The following is a 16255-nucleotide window of genomic DNA, read 5'->3' on the forward strand; positions in this document are numbered from 1 at the left end:
GCTGCCGGATGTGAGGGCGGCAGCCGCTCAACCATCCTCGTTTCATGACCACTTACCGCGGCAAGACCGCACTCGTCGCCCTGGCCGCCACCGCCGTGGCGGCCACGCTGACCGGCACCGCCGGCGCCACCGCCACCGCTGCCACCACCAGCCGCGCCGCCGCGCCGGCCCTCGCCTGGGCGGCGTGCACCCACACCGGCCACCTCGACGGCCAGCAGTGCGCGAAGCTGTCCGTCCCCCTCGACTACGCCGACCCCGCCGGCCCGCAGGTCGACCTCGCCGTGTCCCGGCTGCCCAGCACCCGCCCCGCCGCCCGGCGCGGGACGCTGGTCGTGGTCCCCGGCGGGCCGGGTGGCTCGGGCGTGCAGCGGCTCTCGCAGAAGGGGGCCGCGCTGGCGGGGCAGTTGGCCGGCGCGTACGACATCGTCGCGCTCGACCCGCGCGGGGTCGGCCGCAGCGTCACCGCCGCGTGCGGCCTGGACCCGGCCGACCGGCGCCTGACGACCCTGCGCTCCTGGCCCGGCGCCGACGGGGGGATCGCGGAGAACGCCGAGCGCTCCCGCCGGGTGGCCGAGGCCTGCGCCGCGAACGGCGGGGCCGTGCTGCGCAGTTTCACCACCGCCAACCAGGCGCGCGACATGGACCGCTTCCGGGAGGCCCTCGGCGAGCGGAAGCTGTCGGTCTGGGCCGTCTCCTACGGGACCTACGTGACGGCGGTGTACGCGCAGAAGTTCCCGGGACGCACCGACCGCCTGGTGCTGGACAGCAGCGGGGACCCCGACCCGAAGCGGGTCGCGCGGGGCTGGCTCGCGAACATGGCGCAGGGCGCCGACGACCGCTTCCCCGACTTCGCGGCCTGGGCGGCGGACCCGGCGCGGGCGGGGGAGGGGCTGCGGCTCGCCGAACACCCGGACGACGTACGCCCGTTGTTCCTGGCGCTGGCCGCCGAGCTGGACCGTTCCCCCAAGCCCTCCGACGTGCCCAGGCTGCCGCTGACCGGCACGATGCTGCGCCAGGCCATGCAGCTCGCCCTCTACGGCGACGCCCAGTTCCCCGCCTTCGCCCGCCTGGTCCGCGCGGCCCAGGATCCCAAGGCCGTCCCGGAGCTGCCCAGGGAGCTCGCCGGGGTGCTGCCCGACTCGGACGCCGCGCTGATGGTCGGGGTCATCTGCAACGACGTGGCCTGGCCGAAGAACGTCTCCGGGTACGAGCGGGCGGTGGCCGCCGACCGGGCCGCGCACCCCCTGACCGCCGGGATGCCCGCGAACGTCACCCCGTGCGCCTTCTGGAAGGACGCCCCCGCCGAGCGCCCCACCCGCATCACCGACCGGGGCCCCTCGAACATCCTGATGGTCCAGAACCTCCGCGACCCGGCGACCCCGTACGCCGCCTCCCTGAAGATGCGCGAGGCCCTCGGCCCGCGCGCCCGGCTGCTCACCGTCGACCACGGCGGCCACGGGGTCTACCTGGGCAACGGCAGCGCCTGCTCCGACCGCACGGTCACCGCGTACCTGACGACGGGGGAGCGTCCGCTCCGGGACTCGGTTTGCCCGTCCTGAAGATCCGGTCCAGGTGGTGACGCAGTACCGCGACGGCCGACTCGGGTCCCCGCTGCCCCACCAGGATGCTGGTGCCCATGGCCGCCGCCATGGCGAGCAGGCTGATCGCCTCCGTGCGCGCGTCGGCCTCCGGGTCGGCCAGGCCCGCTTCCTGGGCCTGGCCGATCAGCCCGGCCACCGCGTTCTCGGCGGCGTCGGGGTTGTCGATGAAGGGCTGGGCGGCGAGGGCCTCGTCGGTCACGGACAGGATCGAGTAGGAGCTGTAGAGGAGGTGGAAGGTGCGGCTCTCCTCGTCGGTCGGCAGGGAGGCCAGCAGCAGCGCCTCGATCGTGGCGCGCGGGCCGGGAGTGGGGCCGGCGGCGGCCAGGCGGGTGCCGACCCGGGCGGTGAAGCGGTCGGTCAGGTGCTGGAGCCCGTAGAAGAGCAGCCTCTCCTTGGTCTGGAAGTAGTACTGGACCAGGCGCAGGGAGACCCCGGCCTCGGCCGCCACGTCGCGCATGCCGACCGCGTGCAGTCCGCGCCGTCCGGCGACGCGGATGAGTGCCTCGGCGATCTGGGTGCGCCGTTCCTCGTGGTCCACGCGTTTCGGCATGTGCTGGTGTCTCCGCCCGTCGGTGCCCGTGGATGTTCGTCGGTGATGAGCCCGCGGCTCGTTTTCATGGTACCGCCGTATCAACATCATGGTACGGTCGTATCACGAAGAACGGATTCCCGGTCCTCCAGGAGGTGCCCCCGTGCCCGACAACAAGCCCCGTGTACGCCGCGACATCGGCCACTACGTGAGCGACGAGCTGCGCGACCGCTACTTCGCCGCGTGCGACGCCCTCTACGCGAAGGGCGCGCCCGCCCGCTCCGAGACGGACGTGGAGACGAGCTTCGGGACCACGCACGTCTACCGGTACGGCCCCGCGAACCCGGCGGCGGAGTCCCGTACGCCGATCGTCCTGATCCACGGTTCGGGCGGCTGCTCGGCCCAGTGGTACCCCAGCACCGTCGCCCTCAGCGCCGACCGGCCCGTCTACGCCCTGGACACCCCCGGAGACCCGGGCCGCAGCGTCCAGCGCGAGGTGATGTGGCAGCCCGAGCGCGCGGCCCAGTGGATGGACGAGGCCCTCGACGCGCTGGGCCTGGACCACGTCCACCTGGTCGGCTCCTCCTACGGCGGCTGGCTCGTCATCAACCAGGTGCACCTGCGCCCCGGCCGCCTCGCCTCGGTCACCGCCCTGGATCCGGGCGGCCTGGAGAAGGTGGGCCTGCGCTTCTTCGTGTGGATCTTCGCCAGTCTCTTCGCGACCTACGCTCCCAAGGCGATGCGCCCCGCCTTGGCCAAGTGGCTGGAGCAGCCGGTCCTGATCGACCCCGAACTGCGCACGATGATCCAGAGGAGCGTCCGCGCCTTCCGGATCCGGCGCCCCGCGCCGCTGCCGCTGTCCGACGCGGAACTGGGCACGATCCGCACGCCGTTCTACCTGATCATGGGCAAGCGGAGCCTGCTCGTGCACCCGAAGCGCCAGCTGGAGCGGGTGCCGCGGGTGATCCCCGGAGCCCGCGCCGAGATCGTCTCCGCGACCGGGCACGGCCCGCAGATCGACCACCCCGAGCTGGTCAACGCCCGGATGCTCAGCTTCTTCGAGGACGTCGACTCCCTCGACCCGGCCGCGCGCGGGGCCGCGTAACGCCGGCGGGCCGCTCAGCCGGTCCGGAAGCGGAGCCGGTACTCCGTCGGCGTGGTGCCGAGCGTGCGGCGGAACGCCCGTACGAGGGTGTCGGCGGTGCCGAACCCGCAGGTGGAGGCGATGCGTTCGAGCGTGGCATCGGTGGCCTCGAGCCGGCCCCGCGCCAGCTCCACGCGGGCCGACTCGATGTAGGCGGCCGGGGTCATGCCCAGCTCGGACTTGAAGATCCGGGCCAACTGCCGCTCGCTGACGTGCGCGTACGCGGCGATGTCGGCCAGGCTGAGCCGGCCGCCCAGGCGCCGCCGGACGAAGTGCCGCAGGTCCTCGCCGCGCCGCGTCGCGGAGACGGGCTCCAGGGGCACGCTGAACTGGCTCTGCCCGCTCGGCCGCTTCAGGTACATCACCAGCTGCCGGGCCACGCGCAGGGCGACGCCCTCGCCGAAGTCCTCGGCCACCAGGGCGAGCGAGAGGTCCAGGCAGGCGCTGATGCCGGCGCCGGTCCACACCTCGCCCTGCCGGATGAAGACCGGGTCGGCGTCCACCTCGACCTCCGGGTGGTCGGCGGCGAGCTGCTCCGCGGTGGACCAGTGCGTGGTGGCCCGCTTGCCGTCGAGCAGTCCGGCCGCGGCCAGCAGGTGCGCCCCCACGCAGACGGACACGACCCGGCGCGCGTGCGCGGCGAGCGTCCGCACCCGGTCGACCACCTCGGGGTCGGTGAGGGCGCGGACGCGGCGCTCGGCGTCCAGCTCGACGGCGCCGGGGACCAGGAGCGTGTCGATGCTCCGCGCGGCCGCCTCGGCGAAGGTCAGGTCCGGCAGGATGCGCACCCCGGCCGAGGTGGTGACGGGGTCGAGCGTCCGGGCGGCCAGGACCACCCGGTAGCCGGCCGCGTCGTCCGTCTCCCGCGGAACCAGGGAGAACACCTCGGGCGGCCCGGTGACGTCCAGCAGGTCTACGCCCTCGAAGAGCACGATCACGATCAGCCGCGCGACGGGCTCCAGGGGCGCGGAATTAGGGTCCGGGTCCAGCCGGTGTCCATAGGTCTCCGTGGTGTCTGTGGTGTCCGTGGTGTCCGTGGTGTCTGCGGTGTCCGTGGTTTCCATGACGCCTCCGTGGGTCCTTCCGGACGTCGCTCACAGAATGATGTTTGCAACGCTAACACATCACGTAATCGGTGCTTACGAAACTCTGTGATGCCCTGATGGAGCCGCATCGACCCCCAGGTCACCACTGTTAGCGCTGCTACCATCGACGCCATGTCAACGGCCCGAGAGCGCATCCTGGAAGCCACCGCCGAGCTGCTCGCCACCAAGGACGCACCGGCGATCTCCACCCGTGCCATCTGCGACCGGGCCAAGGTCGGCATGCCCGAGATCTACCGCCAGTTCGGCGACAAGGAGGGGCTCCTCACCGCGGTGGCCGACATCGGCTTCGAGCGGTTCCTCGCCAACAAGCGCCGCAATCCGCGGACCGACGACCCGGTGGCGGACCTGCGTACGGCCTGGGACAGCCACGTGGCGTTCGCGCTCGGCAACCCGCACCTCTACCGGCTGATGTTCACCCCGGCGGGAGCGGCCAAGCCGCAGGCGATCGGGGAGGCCCAGGCCCTGCTCCTGGCGGCCGTGGAGCGGTGCCGCGACGCCGGCCGGCTGCGGACCGCCCCGGCGCTGGCCGGACAGTCGATCCTCTCCGCCAACGTCGGCGTGTGCCTGATGGCGCTGTCCTTCCCCGAGCTGTACGGGGCCCTGGACATCTCCCGGTCGGTACGGGACGCGGTGATCGGCAAGGTCACCGGCGACGAGCGGGAGGACACGCGGATCGGCGCCGCGACCGTCCTCGCCCAGGCCTTGGTCGACACCCTCACGGGAGCGACCCCGGCGTGACATCGTGGCCCCATGGCCATCGAAATCCGCCCGGCTTCGGTCTTCGAGGACGTCCGCACCCTGATCGGTCCGAAGTCGCCCGATGCCAACGTCTGCTGGTGCCTGAGCTACCGGATCCCGTCCAAGCTCAACAACGAGCTCCGCGGACCGGCCCGCGGTGAGCACGTCGCCGGACTGTGCGGGGCCGGGACCCCGCCGGGAGTGCTCGCCTACGACGGCGACGAGCCGGTCGGCTGGGCCGCCGTGGCACCGCGCTCGGACACCTCCTTCGCGCGCAGCCGGAAGATCCCGTACGTGGACGACCTGCCGGTCTGGTCGCTGTGGTGCATCCGGGTACGCCCCGGTCACCGGAAGAAGGGGGTCTCGCACGCCCTCATCGCCGGTGCCGTCGACTTCGCCCGGTCCCACGGCGCACCGGCGATCGAGGCGTACCCGCTCGACAACGGTGATGCCAGGGTCGACCTCACGATGGCGTACGCCGGGATCCGCAAGAACTTCGAACGCGCCGGCTTCACCCACGCCGCCGACACCACCTCGGTGCTGGCCGGTCATCCCCGGGTCCTGATGCGGCTCGACCTGCGCTGACCGCGGTCCTGCGGCTACGCCCCGCCCCCGCGGGTGAACCGGCCGACCAGCTCCACGAATTCGTCCTCCTTCTCGAAGAAGGCGACGTGCCCGGCCTCGATCTCGGCGTACGTGCTGTGCGCGATCGCGGCGTGCAGTGCGCGGCTGTTCTCCACCGGGACGGTGATGTCCAGGGTGGCGCCGATGACGAGCGTCTCGGCCTCGATGCGCGGCAGCAGGGCGCGGATGTCGATGCGGGTGTCGAGGTCGACGTGGCGCAGGGTGCCGGGGGTGGGCGGCAGGTTCGGGATGAGGAACAGCTCCACCTGCTCGCGGCCCATCGCGTTGAGGAAGCCCCGGCTGAAGCCGGTCATGGTGACCGCGCGGCCGAAGGCGGCCGGGTCCGAGGCGCCGAGCTGCTGCCACAGGGTGAAGAGGTTGCGCAGGTACTCGTCCCCCTCGGTGTGGGCCCAGCCGGAGACCAGGATCAGCCGGCGCACGAGATCGGGGCGCAGTGCGGCGACGGCGGCGGACACCGGCGCGCCCATGGAGAAGCCGAGCAGGTCCACCGGCCCGGTGCCCGCGTCCTCGATGACGGCGATGACCTGCGCGGCCAGCCCTTCCACGGTCAACGGGCCCCCGTCGTCGGTGGTGCGGTCGCTGCCGGAGAGGTCGGGGGTGATCACCGTGTGGTCGGCGGTGAAACGGGGCCGGGTCTGCCCCCAGTTCACGGCGGAGCCGCCCGAGCCGGTGCCGTGGACGAGGACGAGCGCGGGGCCCGTGCCGGTGCGCTCGTAGGAGACCTCGGCGTCGGCGACGCGCACGGTGGCGCTCACGATGGCGGGGGCGAGGGTCGTGGACATGGCTGCTCCTCCTGGCGTGCGGGGCGCCGGGGGCGTCTCCCCTCCGGCTCCGCCCACACTGCCGCCGCGCGGCCGGGGGAGGGAGAGACCCCTCGAACCTGGGACCGCCGATCCCTGGATACGCGGGCGCGGAACTGCTGGATGCGCGGGCGCCGACCTGCTGGATGCGCGGGCGCGGAACTGCCGCGGGCCGGGCCGCTCCGGAGGGGGCCGGCATGATGATCCACATGACGATCGACCGCCGTGAGCTCGCCGACTTCCTCCGCCGATCGCGCGAGCGGGTGCGCCCCGAGGATGCGGGCCTCACCGTCGGGCCCCGGCGGCGTACGCCCGGGCTGCGGCGCGAGGAAGTCGCCCAGCTCGCGGGCATGTCGGCCGACTACTACATCCGGCTGGAGCAGGCCCGCGGCCCGCAGCCCTCGCCGCAGATCCTGTCCGCCCTCGCCCGCGCCCTGCGCCTCGGCGACGATGCGCAGGGCCACCTCCACCTGCTCGCCGGACACCGCCCGCCCGCCGCGCGGGTCGCCGGCGACCAGGTCGGCGCGGGCCTGCTGCACCTGCTCGAGGCGTTGCCCGGAACCCCGGCGCAGGTCCTCAGCGACCTGGGCGACGTACTGGCCCAGAACGAGATGGCCCGCAACCTCCTGGGCGGCGTGTGCACGGTCTCCGAACATGGCCGCAACGTCGTCTGGCGCTGGTTCGCCGACCCGTCCGCGCGGGACGCGTACCCGGCCGGGGAACACGAGCAGTACAGCCGGCTCCACGTGGCGGACCTGCGGGCGGCCGTCGGCCGGCGCTCCTCGGACCCGGCCGCCACCCGTCTGGTGGAGCGCCTGCGTGCGGCCAGCGAGGAGTTCACCGCCCTGTGGGAACTGCACGAGGTCGCCGTCCGCCGCCACAGCCGCATGCGGGTGATCCACCCGGTCGTCGGCCCCGTCGACCTCGACTGCCAGGTGCTCCTCGCCCCGGAGGGCGACCAGCGCCTCCTGCTCCTGACGCCCCCGCCCGGCACCGACGCGGCGGAACGCCTGAACCTCCTCCGGGTGGTCGGTACCGAACAGTTCGCGCAGCCCGGCTGAGGCGCCGTCCTCCTAAACCATCCCCTTCCCCAAACCATCCCAAAGTGCACCCAACCGGCTCCGATGTTCAGATGGGGCGATGCCCGGCGTCGACCCCCGCTGAATGGAGCGACAGATGGCCAACCTCCCCTTCGAAGCCCTCCCGTTTGACGACGTGACCGACTTCGAGAACGCCGACCGCGGATTCATCGGCGCACTCGTGCCCGCCGTGGTCAAGGGCGCCGAAGGCCGCACCGTATGGGACAACGACGCATACGGCTTCCTGAAGGCCGACTGCCCCGCCACCGCGAACCCCAGCCTGTGGCGGCAGGCGCAGCTCAGCTCCAAACAGGGCCTCTACGAGGTCGCCGAAGGCATCTACCAGGTGCGGGGCCTCGACCTCTCGAACATGACCCTCGTCGAGGGCGACCGCGGGGTCGTCGTCATCGACCCGCTCATCTCCGCCGAGACCGCCGCCGCCGCGCTCGCGCTGTACCGCGAGCACCGGGGCGACCGCCCGGTCACCGGCATGATCTACACGCACTCGCACGGCGACCACTTCGCCGGCGCCCGCGGCGTGCTCCCGCGCGGCGCGGAGGAGGGCGTGCCGATCCTCGCCCCCGAGGGCTTCCTGGAGCACGCGGTCAGCGAGAACGTGTACGCCGGTAACGCCATGACCCGCCGCGCCGTCTTCATGTACGGGGACCGGCTGCCCAAGGCCCCCGACGGCCAGATCGGCGCCGGCCTGGGCATGACCACCTCCACCGGCACCATCACCCTCATCCCGCCCACCGTGGACATCACCTCCACTGGGCAGGAGGAGACGGTCGACGGCGTACGGATCGTCTTCCAGCTCACCCCCGGCACCGAGGCGCCGGCCGAGATGAACTTCCTCTTCCCGGACAGGCGGGCGCTGTGCCTGGCGGAGAACGCCACGCACAACATGCACAACATCCTGACCCTGCGCGGCGCCGTCGTGCGCGACTCCCGCATCTGGTCGCGCTACCTCGACGAGGCGATCGAGTACTTCGGCGACGGCTACGACGTGGCCTTCGCCTCCCACCACTGGCCCACCTGGGGCCGGGAGAACGTCGTCGCGTTCCTCTCCGCCCAGCGCGACCTGTACGCGTACATGCACGACCAGACCCTGCGCCTGCTCAACGACGGCCTCACGGGACCCGAGATCGCCGAGGAGCTGCAGCTGCCGCCCGCCCTGGAGAACTCCTGGCACGCGCGCGGCTATTACGGCTCCCTCTCGCACAACGTCAAGGCGATCTACCAGCGTTACCTCGGCTGGTTCAACGGCAACGCCGCGACCCTGTGGGAACACCCGCCCGTCGAGATCGCCAAGCGCTACGTCGATTCCATGGGCGGCCCCGAGGAGACCCTGACGAAGGCCCGCGCCTACGCCGACTCCGGCGACCTCCGCTTCGCGGCCACCCTCCTGAACCACCTGATCTTCGCCGAGCCCGGCCGTGCGGACGCCAAGGAGGACCTCGCGGCCGTCTACGACCGGCTCGGCCAGGGCGCGGAGAACGGCACCTGGCGGAACTTCTACCTCACCTCCGCCATGGAGCTGCGCCAGGGCGAGAACGCGGCCCTGCTCGACACCGCCAACCCCGAGATGGCGATGGCGCTGACCACCGACATGCTCCTCGACTCGATCGCGGTCCGCATCGACGGCCCCCGGGCCTGGGACGAGGACCTCACCATCGACCTCGTCCTCACCGACGAGGACCGCCGCCACCGCCTCACCCTGCACAACGGCGCCCTCACCCACCGCACGGTCATCGATCCCCGCACCCCGGCGGGCCTGACCCTCACGCTCACCAAGCCCCAACTGCTGGCCGTCCTGGCGGGCCAGGCCCCGGACACGATCTCCACCAGCGGGTCCCCGGCCCTCCTCAGCCGCCTGTTCTCCTACGTGACGAAGCCCGACCCGGCGTTCCCGATCGTCACGCCCTGAAGTGCTGAGGCCCTGAGGCCCTGAGGCCCTGAGGCCCCGGCGGATCTGCGGATCTGCGGATCTGCGGATCGGGGTCAGGCCGCGCGGCAGAGGTCCGCGGGGCCGGCCGGGGCCGTGGCGCGGGCCACCGTCGCGGGTACGGCCCGGGTGGTGCGTACGGCGGGTGCGGTCTGCGAGCGGTGCTGCGCGAAGACGACGAGGCGCAGCACCGCGAACCGCGCGGCACCGGCGAGCGCGGAGGCGGACAGGTAGACGACCTGTTCGCGCAGGGCGCCGGGCGAGGCGTCGAGCTGCCGCAGGACGAGCATCGCCGCGCAGGTCACCGCGTACGCGGCCGCCGCGGATCCGGCCGACTGCGCGTGCTGGCGCCAGGTCGCCCGCCCGCCCGCGCCGAAGGTGAAGCGGGCGTGCAGCTCGGTGGCGAGGAGCGTGGAGACCACGGTGACCAGGGCGTTGGCCAGGATCCAGGGAACCCAGGAGCCGAGGGCCGCGACGGCGAAGCTGGAGGCGACCCCGACCCCTCCGCCGCAGAGCACGAAGCGGGAGAAGGCGGTGAAGGCCCCGGCTGCCGCGTGCGTCCGGCTCTGCACTGTCTCCATGATCCAACCCCTCCGATGGTGACTCCGTGGAACCCGCGGACCGCGGACCGCGCCGCCGTGGTGTCATGATGGCACATCAGTGGCACCACGGCGAGGCCTTTGTGGCGCCATGTTCGCGATCGGTGGTGCCATGAGGGTGTCGGGGTCCGCCCGGGTCCCCCGTATGACCCAACAAAGGAGGGTGGCGGCGGGGCGGCGTCCATAGGTTCGGTGCATGTCGCCCTCTGTGCGCCGAGGCACGGCACCGGACGACGCGGGCCTGACCGACAAGATCCGAAAGAGACGGCCTAGGGTGATCCACATGGACAGCACGGGCGTCGACCGCTTCGACACCAGCCGGTTCGAGGCCAGCCGGAACCGGCTGGCCTCACTGGCCTACCGCCTGCTGGGCTCCGCCGCCGACGCCCAAGACGCCGTGCAGGACGCCTTCTTGCACTGGCAGGCCGCCGACCGGCGGCAGATCAGGGTGCCCGAAGCCTGGCTGACCAAGGTCGTCACCAACCTGTGCCTCGACCGGCTCCGCTCGGCGCAGGCCCGCCGCGAACGCACCGCCGGGGCCTGGTTCCCCGAACTGCTCCTCGACGGCGACCCGATGCTCGGCCCGGCCGACACCTTCGAGCAGCGCGAATCGGTCTCCCTGGCCGTGCTGACCGTCATGGAGCGCCTGTCACCCGTCGAGCGGGCCGTCTACATCCTGCGCGAGGCGTTCTCGTACGGCCACGCGGAGATCGCCGAGATCCTCGACATCTCCGAGTCCGCGAGCCAGCAGCACCTGCACCGCGCCCGGACCCGCGTCAGCGCCGACCGCCGCCGCGGCGCCGGCGAAGTCGACCCGGCGTCCGCCCGCAGGATCGTCGAGGAGTTCCTGGCCGCCGCCACCTCGGGCCGTACCGAACGGCTGGTGGCACTGCTCACCGACGACGTGATCGCGATCTCCGACGGCGCCGGCCTGGCCGAGAAGCTGCTGCGCTACGACACTCCGCAGCGCGTCGCCACCATCATGCGGGGCGGCTTCAAGCCCACCCCCGCGAAACGGCGCCTCGCCGGCGGCGCGCTCGCCCTCCACTACGCACGCGTCAACGGCGCCCCCGCCGTCCTCTTCGTCCTCGGCGACCAGGTCATGGGCGCCGTGGCCTTCGAAGTCACCGAAGACAAGATCGCAACGGTACGCGGCATCGCCGCCCCGCCCCCGCCTCGCCCGCCTCACGGAAGCCTGGCGGCAACACACCCCCGAGGCGCCGCTGATCGCGGAGTGGTGACCCGCAGGCGTACGGGTACTCACCAGTTGGGGTCCAGGGTGAGCGGGGCCGACTCGTCGAGCATCCACGCGTCGAACTCCTCCTGCGTCCCGTAGACCGGCTGCCCGCCGAACTGCCGCGTGAGGGCGGCCAGTTCAGCGACCGCCCGGGCGGGGCGGTCGCAGGCCAGTGCGGCCTGTACGCGGCCGAACCGGGGGAGCACCTCGCGGGCGACGTAGGCGTTCCGTTCCCCGGCCAGCCGCTCGGTCGCACGGCGCAGGGCGTCGGCCATGAGGACCGCCGTGGCGGCTTCCTGTTCCAGGAGGCGGACCCGGGCCTCCGCCGCGGCATCCGCGCGGGCCGCGATCACGGCGATCTGCAGCCCCTGGACGACGACGGCGGCGGCCGCCTGGCCCACCACCCCTCCCACCAGCGCGCCGACCACGGGCACGGGCAGGAGCGTCTGGCCGACGACACCGCAGCCCCAGGCGAGGCCGGTCGAAACGGCCGCGTTCGCGGCGCGCGCGGCGAACTGCCGGGCGTCGCACCGCCCCCGCGCGAGGTCCAGCCCGGCCTCCGCCACGGCGAACGCGGCCTGCGCGGTGGCTCCCGGGAGCGTCCCGCCACCCAGCACGGCCGGCAGCACGCCGGCAGCGGCGGAGATCCGGACGGCCTCGCCGAGCGCGGCCGTCCCACCGGAGCGGGCCGCCCCGCGGACAGCGGAGCCGACCGCGGTGAAGGCGGCTACGGCCGCCGAGGTCTCGCCGGCCCGCACCCTGGCCGTCTCGCGGACCACCGCGCCCACCCCGGCGGCGATCCCGCCCAGCACGGCCGCGGGCCCGGCGGCGCCCGCCAGCTGCCGCGCCCCGGCGCGCGCGAACTGCCGGTCCGCCCACAGGCGCGGGTCCCGGGCCGCCCGGTGGGCTTCGTCGAGGGTGACGCCCTCGCTCCGCGCGCCGCCGTACTCGACGTGGTCGCTCACGTGGGCGCGGGCGTCCCGGTAGTTCTCGTACCGCAGCCCCTCCGGGGGCATGGTGAGCCGCTTGTCCAGGAGGTCCTCGACGGCGGACAGCCGGTCGGAGGCCACCAGCCGCCCCATCCCGTCGTAGTGCGGCCGGGCGAGCTGCTCCGCCGTGGAGGGGGCGTTCTGGTAGAGCTTTGCCTGCACCTGCCCCACCAGGCGGCCTCCGTGGAGCAGATTCAGGTCGGACGGGTCGGTCTGCGAACCGCCCCGGGCCCACTCGGTGACGACCGCACGCGCCGAAGAGCCCTCGCCGATGGCGGACAGGTTGAAGGACAGCGCGTGCATCAGCTCGAAGAGGTGCCCCGCGCGCTGCTCGTTGCCGGTGTTCACGTAGCGCGCGGCCAGGGCGCCCGCCGTCTCCCTGACCCGCAGCGTTTCCAGGGTGGCGAGCGCCAGGCGCCGGGTCGCACCGTCGGCCAGCGCCCAGGCGGCGGCGTCGACGCCACCGGGCAGCGCGTGGCCGGGGTCCGGCCCCGGCGGCCGGCGGCTCGCGGGGCGGTCGCTCACGGGCTGGTCGTTGACCGGCCGGTCACTCACAGGGTGGCCACGAGGGCCCCGACCCGCGCACGGGTGTCCTTCACCACGCGCTTCGACAAGTCGGTGACCTGGCCGTCCTCGTCGGTGAGCGGAGTGCCCATGACGGCGACCACGGCACCGGCCAGCCCGACGAGCACGGCCACCTCGGCACGCTGCGCGGCCGAGTAGGCGGCGTAGTCGTCCTGGCCGTCCACCAGGTCCCGAAAGGCGGGCAGCCTGCGCCGCATCTCCTTGCGGAGCCGGTTCAGCAGCTGCCGGACCTGGCGGCTGCGCTTGGCGGAGGCGGCGCCGCGCGCTTCCTCGGTACGGAGTTCGGCGGCGAGCTTCTTGAGCTCGGCGGCGGCGACGCGCTGCTCGCGCAGGTCGTTGCGGCCCTTCCACTCGAAGAAGCCGCCCAGCGCCAGCAGGACGGGAAGTGCCACGATGCCCGTGAGCACCGCCGTACCCGCCGCCACCCCGCCGCCGCCCGCCGCCAGCGAGCCGCCGCCCAGCCAGGCGAGCGTGGCACTCGTCGCGGCCGCTCCGGACAGGGCGGAGATGGCCGTACCCGTGGACGCGGCGGCGAACGCCCCCACCGCGGCGAACGTCAGCGCCCCCGCTCCGGCTCCGACGGCGACACCGCCCGCCAGCGTGGCGATCGCGTTCACCGCGTCCAGCTGGATACGGCGTACTTCCACATCCGGCAGTCCCGCCCCGGCGGGCTCGGCGGTGGCCACCAGCTCGGCGAGGTCCACGTTCTTCAGGCGGGAGAACACATCGGCGAACGGCACGAGCGCCTTGCCGTAAGCCCTGCGCCGTGCCCGCTCCTGCGCCGCGGACTCGGCCACGAGGCACTCGGTGAGCCGCTCCTGCCGCCGGACCAGCTCCTTGTGCCGCTTCCCGTTCTTACGGGCCAGCCCCATCGCGTCGAAGATGGCTATGCCCACCCGAACCGTCCCCCCGTCACGGCCGCGGCACCTACTCCGCGGGTTGCTGATCCACACCATTTTGCAACAAGGTGTTGATCCCGGTGGCCGGTTGGCGCGGCTCGAGGGATTTCCAGAACGCGTACCGGTGGTCCCCGGCGAAGTCCACGGGGTGGATCCCGCCGGGGCCGGAGGCCAGGGACTGGGCGTTCGGGGCCGAGGGCGTGGTGGCCTTCCAGCCGGCCGTGCCGGTGCGGGCGAAGTCCGCCCAGACGGCGATCATTTCGGCGGAGAGCCCCTGCTGCCGCGGGGTGAGCTTCTCGTAGGCGTCGGCCTCGAAGAGGTAGGGCAGTTCGAAGGTGTGGCCGGCGCCCGTCTCGAAGCCGGGCTTCGGGAACTGCGGGTCGGAGTACCAGGGTGTGGTGCGCTCGGCGAACTCGTAGGTGTACGTGGGCACGTGGCGGGACAGCGCCCGGCCGGTCTCGACGGAGTGCCGGGCCCAGTTCCCGTCGGTCAGGGCCGCCGCGAGGGCGAGGCCGGGGGAGCCCCCGTAGGCGGAGGCGGGGTACTGCGCCGCGACGACGGCGGCCCGCTCCTTGCCGAAGGTGTCCTCCAGCACCTCCAGCCGGTCCGTCTCGTCGAGCCGGGCGTCCGGATCGTGCGTGTCCCGCTTCTTGGCCAGCTCGAGGCCGTAGACCCGCGCCCGCTCCTCGTCGCGGTTGATGCCCTGCAGCACCGGGACCTTGTTGAACCGCCCCGAGGCGAACGCCTCGCCGGGGGTACGGGGCAGCAGCCCGCCCCCGTAGACCGGCGTGTACTCGGGGCCCTCGCCGAAGGGGTTGACGAGGTGCTCGGGTGCGGCGGTGCGCCAGTCGGCGACCTCGGCCCCGGCGTCGATCGCCTCGGCAGCGTCCGTACCGTCGGCCAGGGCCTCGGTGCGGTCGCGGCTGCCGTCGGGCCCCGTGCAGGGCGAGCTCTGCAGGATGACCCGGTCGAAGAGGCCCGCGGAGGACGGGGCGGCGAGGTGGGCGCAGGTGCTGTAGCCGCCGGCGGACTGGCCGAAGAGGGTGACCCGGTCCGGGTCCCCGCCGAACGCGCGGGCGTTGCGCTGCACCCAGCGCAGGGCGGCCTGCTGGTCCAGGAAGCCGTAGTTCCCGGACTCGCCGCGGCCCGCTTCCAGGTCCGGATGGGCCAGGTAACCGAGGGCGCCGAGCCGGTAGTTGACGGTGACGACCACCACGTCGCCCAGGGCGGCGAGCCGTTCGGCCCCGTACATGGCCCCGGCGCCGTCCGTGTGGTCGCCTCCGTGCAGGTACAGCATCACGGGGCGGGGGCGGACGGAAGGGGCCCGCGGGGTGGTCACGTTGACGAAGAGGCAGTCCTCCTCGTCGGACGCGGGGCCGACGGGGGAGAGGAACCCGGTCTGGGGGCAGGCGGCCCCCGGCCCGGTGGCGTCCCGGACGCCCTCCCACCGCTCGGCGGGCGCAGGGGCCGCCCAGCGACGAGCCCCGGTGGGGGGCGCCGCGTAGGGAATGCCCCGGAAGGTGCGCGCGCTGCCGGTGAGCGTCCCGCGTACGACCCCCTTGTCGGTCCGGACGACGGTCCCGCCACGGGGGCCGCCGGTACGGTCGGCCGCGAAGGCGGTGCCCCCGGCGGCGGAGGCCGCGTACGCGGGGACCGCGAGGGCGGCTGCGGCGGTGCTCAGCGCGAGGGCGCCGGCGATGACTGCGTGTGCTGTCCGCTTCAACATGTATACGAGCGTATGAATCCGGGGCGCGGCCCACAGGCCGGTCACCCCCCGACCCGCGGTGGGGCTACCCCCAGCACGCGGGGCGGAGGGGTTTCTCCGATCCTGGCTGACTGGCTGACTGGCTGACTGGCTGACTGGTCGACCGGCCATGGCCCGTCAGAGCCGGAACAGCACTCCGCGCCAGGTCCAGCCGGCGTCGAGGACAGCCTGGCGCAGGGGGTCCTTCATCTCCCGGGTCTCGAAGCGGAGCGTCTCGACCCTGCGCTCGCGCCCGTCGGGCCCCGTTTCCTTCCCCCACACCCGGTACACCGCGTTCGCCGGCCCGCGGGAGCGCTGCCCGAGGACGTGCTCGCTCAGCGAGACCTCCCACTGCTCGTCGACGGCCCGCACCTCGTGCTGCGCCGCGTCCAGGCGCATTCGGGTCCAGAGCCGCACGCGCAGCTCGGGGAGCCGGCACTCGGCCACGAGGTCGCCCTCCTGCGGGGTCCCGTTGCGTACGGCGAAGGGGACGCCCGGCCCGTTGAGCGCCAGGAGCGCCGACCGGACCTCCGGGGGCGTACGCGGTGCGACACCCCCGTCGGGACGCCGGGTGCCGAAGTAGTGGTCCAGAAGGCCCATGCCTATGCTCCCGCC

General features: G+C 73.5%; 14 protein-coding genes and 1 pseudogene. 7 read left to right on the forward strand and 8 right to left on the reverse strand.

Going from position 1 to position 16255, the window contains the following annotated elements; translation table 11 throughout:
• Window positions 1–44: 44 nt before the first annotated feature.
• Window positions 45–1559: an alpha/beta hydrolase gene (locus ACODT5_RS38835; protein ID WP_422523705.1), complete on the forward strand. Its 1515-nt coding sequence runs from the start codon at window positions 45–47 to the stop codon at window positions 1557–1559.
• Here ACODT5_RS38835 and ACODT5_RS38840 read toward each other — a convergent pair.
• Window positions 1501–2151: a TetR/AcrR family transcriptional regulator gene (locus tag ACODT5_RS38840; RefSeq protein WP_422523706.1), complete on the reverse strand. Its 651-nt coding sequence runs from the start codon at window positions 2149–2151 to the stop codon at window positions 1501–1503. The two genes, ACODT5_RS38835 and ACODT5_RS38840, sit on opposite strands and share 59 nt — an antisense overlap.
• Window positions 2152–2293: 142 nt before the next feature.
• Between ACODT5_RS38840 and ACODT5_RS38845 the strand changes: the two genes are divergently transcribed.
• The gene (locus ACODT5_RS38845; protein ID WP_422523707.1) at window positions 2294–3235 is read left to right on the forward strand and encodes an alpha/beta fold hydrolase; all 942 of its coding nucleotides are present in this window, start codon (window positions 2294–2296) and stop codon (window positions 3233–3235) included.
• Window positions 3236–3249: 14 nt separating this feature from the next.
• Here ACODT5_RS38845 and ACODT5_RS38850 read toward each other — a convergent pair whose 3' ends face one another.
• A complete protein-coding gene (locus ACODT5_RS38850; RefSeq protein ID WP_422525162.1) occupies window positions 3250–4236 on the reverse strand; it encodes a GlxA family transcriptional regulator in 987 nt (328 codons plus the stop codon).
• A gap of 255 nt (window positions 4237–4491) precedes the next feature.
• Between ACODT5_RS38850 and ACODT5_RS38855 the strand changes: the two genes are divergently transcribed.
• Both ACODT5_RS38855 and ACODT5_RS38860 read left to right on the forward strand, forming a co-directional pair.
• Window positions 4492–5118 carry a TetR/AcrR family transcriptional regulator gene (locus tag ACODT5_RS38855; protein ID WP_422523708.1) on the forward strand — a complete coding sequence of 209 codons (627 nt, stop codon included), beginning with the start codon at window positions 4492–4494 and terminating at the stop codon, window positions 5116–5118.
• A 12-nt stretch (window positions 5119–5130) separates the two neighbouring features.
• Entirely contained in the window at window positions 5131–5703 is a 573-nt protein-coding gene (locus tag ACODT5_RS38860) for a GNAT family N-acetyltransferase (RefSeq protein ID WP_422523709.1), read from the forward strand.
• A gap of 14 nt (window positions 5704–5717) precedes the next feature.
• On the opposite strand, the gene ACODT5_RS38865 is transcribed toward ACODT5_RS38860, so the two are convergent.
• Window positions 5718–6545, reverse strand: a complete 828-nt coding sequence (locus ACODT5_RS38865; RefSeq protein ID WP_422523710.1) for an alpha/beta fold hydrolase — start codon at window positions 6543–6545, stop codon at window positions 5718–5720.
• Window positions 6546–6763: 218 nt separating this feature from the next.
• On the opposite strand from ACODT5_RS38865, the gene ACODT5_RS38870 reads away from it, so the two are divergent.
• Together ACODT5_RS38870 and ACODT5_RS38875 are read left to right on the forward strand one after the other, a co-directional pair.
• Complete coding sequence (locus tag ACODT5_RS38870; protein ID WP_422525163.1) at window positions 6764–7624, forward strand: helix-turn-helix transcriptional regulator; 861 nt, start codon at window positions 6764–6766, stop codon at window positions 7622–7624.
• Window positions 7625–7739: 115 nt separating this feature from the next.
• On the forward strand, window positions 7740–9569 hold the full coding sequence (locus ACODT5_RS38875; protein WP_422523711.1) for an alkyl/aryl-sulfatase: 1830 nt from the start codon (window positions 7740–7742) through the stop codon (window positions 9567–9569).
• Window positions 9570–9643: 74 nt separating this feature from the next.
• Here ACODT5_RS38875 and ACODT5_RS38880 read toward each other — a convergent pair whose 3' ends face one another.
• A complete protein-coding gene (locus tag ACODT5_RS38880; protein ID WP_422523712.1) occupies window positions 9644–10168 on the reverse strand; it encodes a hypothetical protein in 525 nt (174 codons plus the stop codon).
• Window positions 10169–10469: 301 nt separating this feature from the next.
• On the opposite strand from ACODT5_RS38880, the pseudogene ACODT5_RS38885 reads away from it, so the two are divergent.
• Window positions 10470–11427 (forward strand): annotated as a pseudogene (locus ACODT5_RS38885) (sigma-70 family RNA polymerase sigma factor).
• 19 nt (window positions 11428–11446) lie between these two features.
• Here the strand turns inward: ACODT5_RS38885 and ACODT5_RS38890 are convergent.
• The 4 genes from ACODT5_RS38890 to ACODT5_RS38905 form a co-directional block, all read right to left on the reverse strand.
• The gene (locus ACODT5_RS38890) at window positions 11447–12937 is read right to left on the reverse strand and encodes a hypothetical protein (RefSeq protein ID WP_422523713.1); all 1491 of its coding nucleotides are present in this window, start codon (window positions 12935–12937) and stop codon (window positions 11447–11449) included.
• Between the two features lie 26 nt (window positions 12938–12963).
• Window positions 12964–13893 (reverse strand): hypothetical protein, encoded by a 930-nt coding sequence (locus ACODT5_RS38895; protein WP_422523714.1) that lies wholly within the window; start codon window positions 13891–13893, stop codon window positions 12964–12966.
• 31 nt (window positions 13894–13924) lie between these two features.
• Entirely contained in the window at window positions 13925–15622 is a 1698-nt protein-coding gene (locus ACODT5_RS38900; RefSeq protein ID WP_422523715.1) for a carboxylesterase/lipase family protein, read from the reverse strand.
• Between the two features lie 156 nt (window positions 15623–15778).
• On the reverse strand, window positions 15779–16240 hold the full coding sequence (locus tag ACODT5_RS38905; RefSeq protein WP_422523716.1) for a hypothetical protein: 462 nt from the start codon (window positions 16238–16240) through the stop codon (window positions 15779–15781).
• Window positions 16241–16255 lie beyond the last annotated feature (15 nt).

Origin of the sequence: Streptomyces tatrensis (assembly GCF_049310065.1) — a bacterium.
Lineage (GTDB): Bacteria > Actinomycetota > Actinomycetes > Streptomycetales > Streptomycetaceae > Streptomyces.

Excerpts from the sequence above, each read along its gene's own strand:
- ACODT5_RS38835 (WP_422523705.1), top strand. The coding sequence starts at position 45 with ATGACCACTTACCGCGGCAAGACCGCACTCGTCGCCCTGGCCGCCACC.
- ACODT5_RS38840 (WP_422523706.1), bottom strand. The coding sequence starts at position 2,151 with ATGCCGAAACGCGTGGACCACGAGGAACGGCGCACCCAGATCGCCGAG.
- ACODT5_RS38855 (WP_422523708.1), top strand. The coding sequence starts at position 4,492 with ATGTCAACGGCCCGAGAGCGCATCCTGGAAGCCACCGCCGAGCTGCTC.
- ACODT5_RS38860 (WP_422523709.1), top strand. The coding sequence starts at position 5,131 with ATGGCCATCGAAATCCGCCCGGCTTCGGTCTTCGAGGACGTCCGCACC.
- ACODT5_RS38865 (WP_422523710.1), bottom strand. The coding sequence starts at position 6,545 with ATGTCCACGACCCTCGCCCCCGCCATCGTGAGCGCCACCGTGCGCGTC.
- ACODT5_RS38870 (WP_422525163.1), top strand. The coding sequence starts at position 6,764 with ATGATCCACATGACGATCGACCGCCGTGAGCTCGCCGACTTCCTCCGC.
- ACODT5_RS38875 (WP_422523711.1), top strand. The coding sequence starts at position 7,740 with ATGGCCAACCTCCCCTTCGAAGCCCTCCCGTTTGACGACGTGACCGAC.
- ACODT5_RS38880 (WP_422523712.1), bottom strand. The coding sequence starts at position 10,168 with ATGGAGACAGTGCAGAGCCGGACGCACGCGGCAGCCGGGGCCTTCACC.
- ACODT5_RS38900 (WP_422523715.1), bottom strand. The coding sequence starts at position 15,622 with ATGTTGAAGCGGACAGCACACGCAGTCATCGCCGGCGCCCTCGCGCTG.
- ACODT5_RS38905 (WP_422523716.1), bottom strand. The coding sequence starts at position 16,240 with ATGGGCCTTCTGGACCACTACTTCGGCACCCGGCGTCCCGACGGGGGT.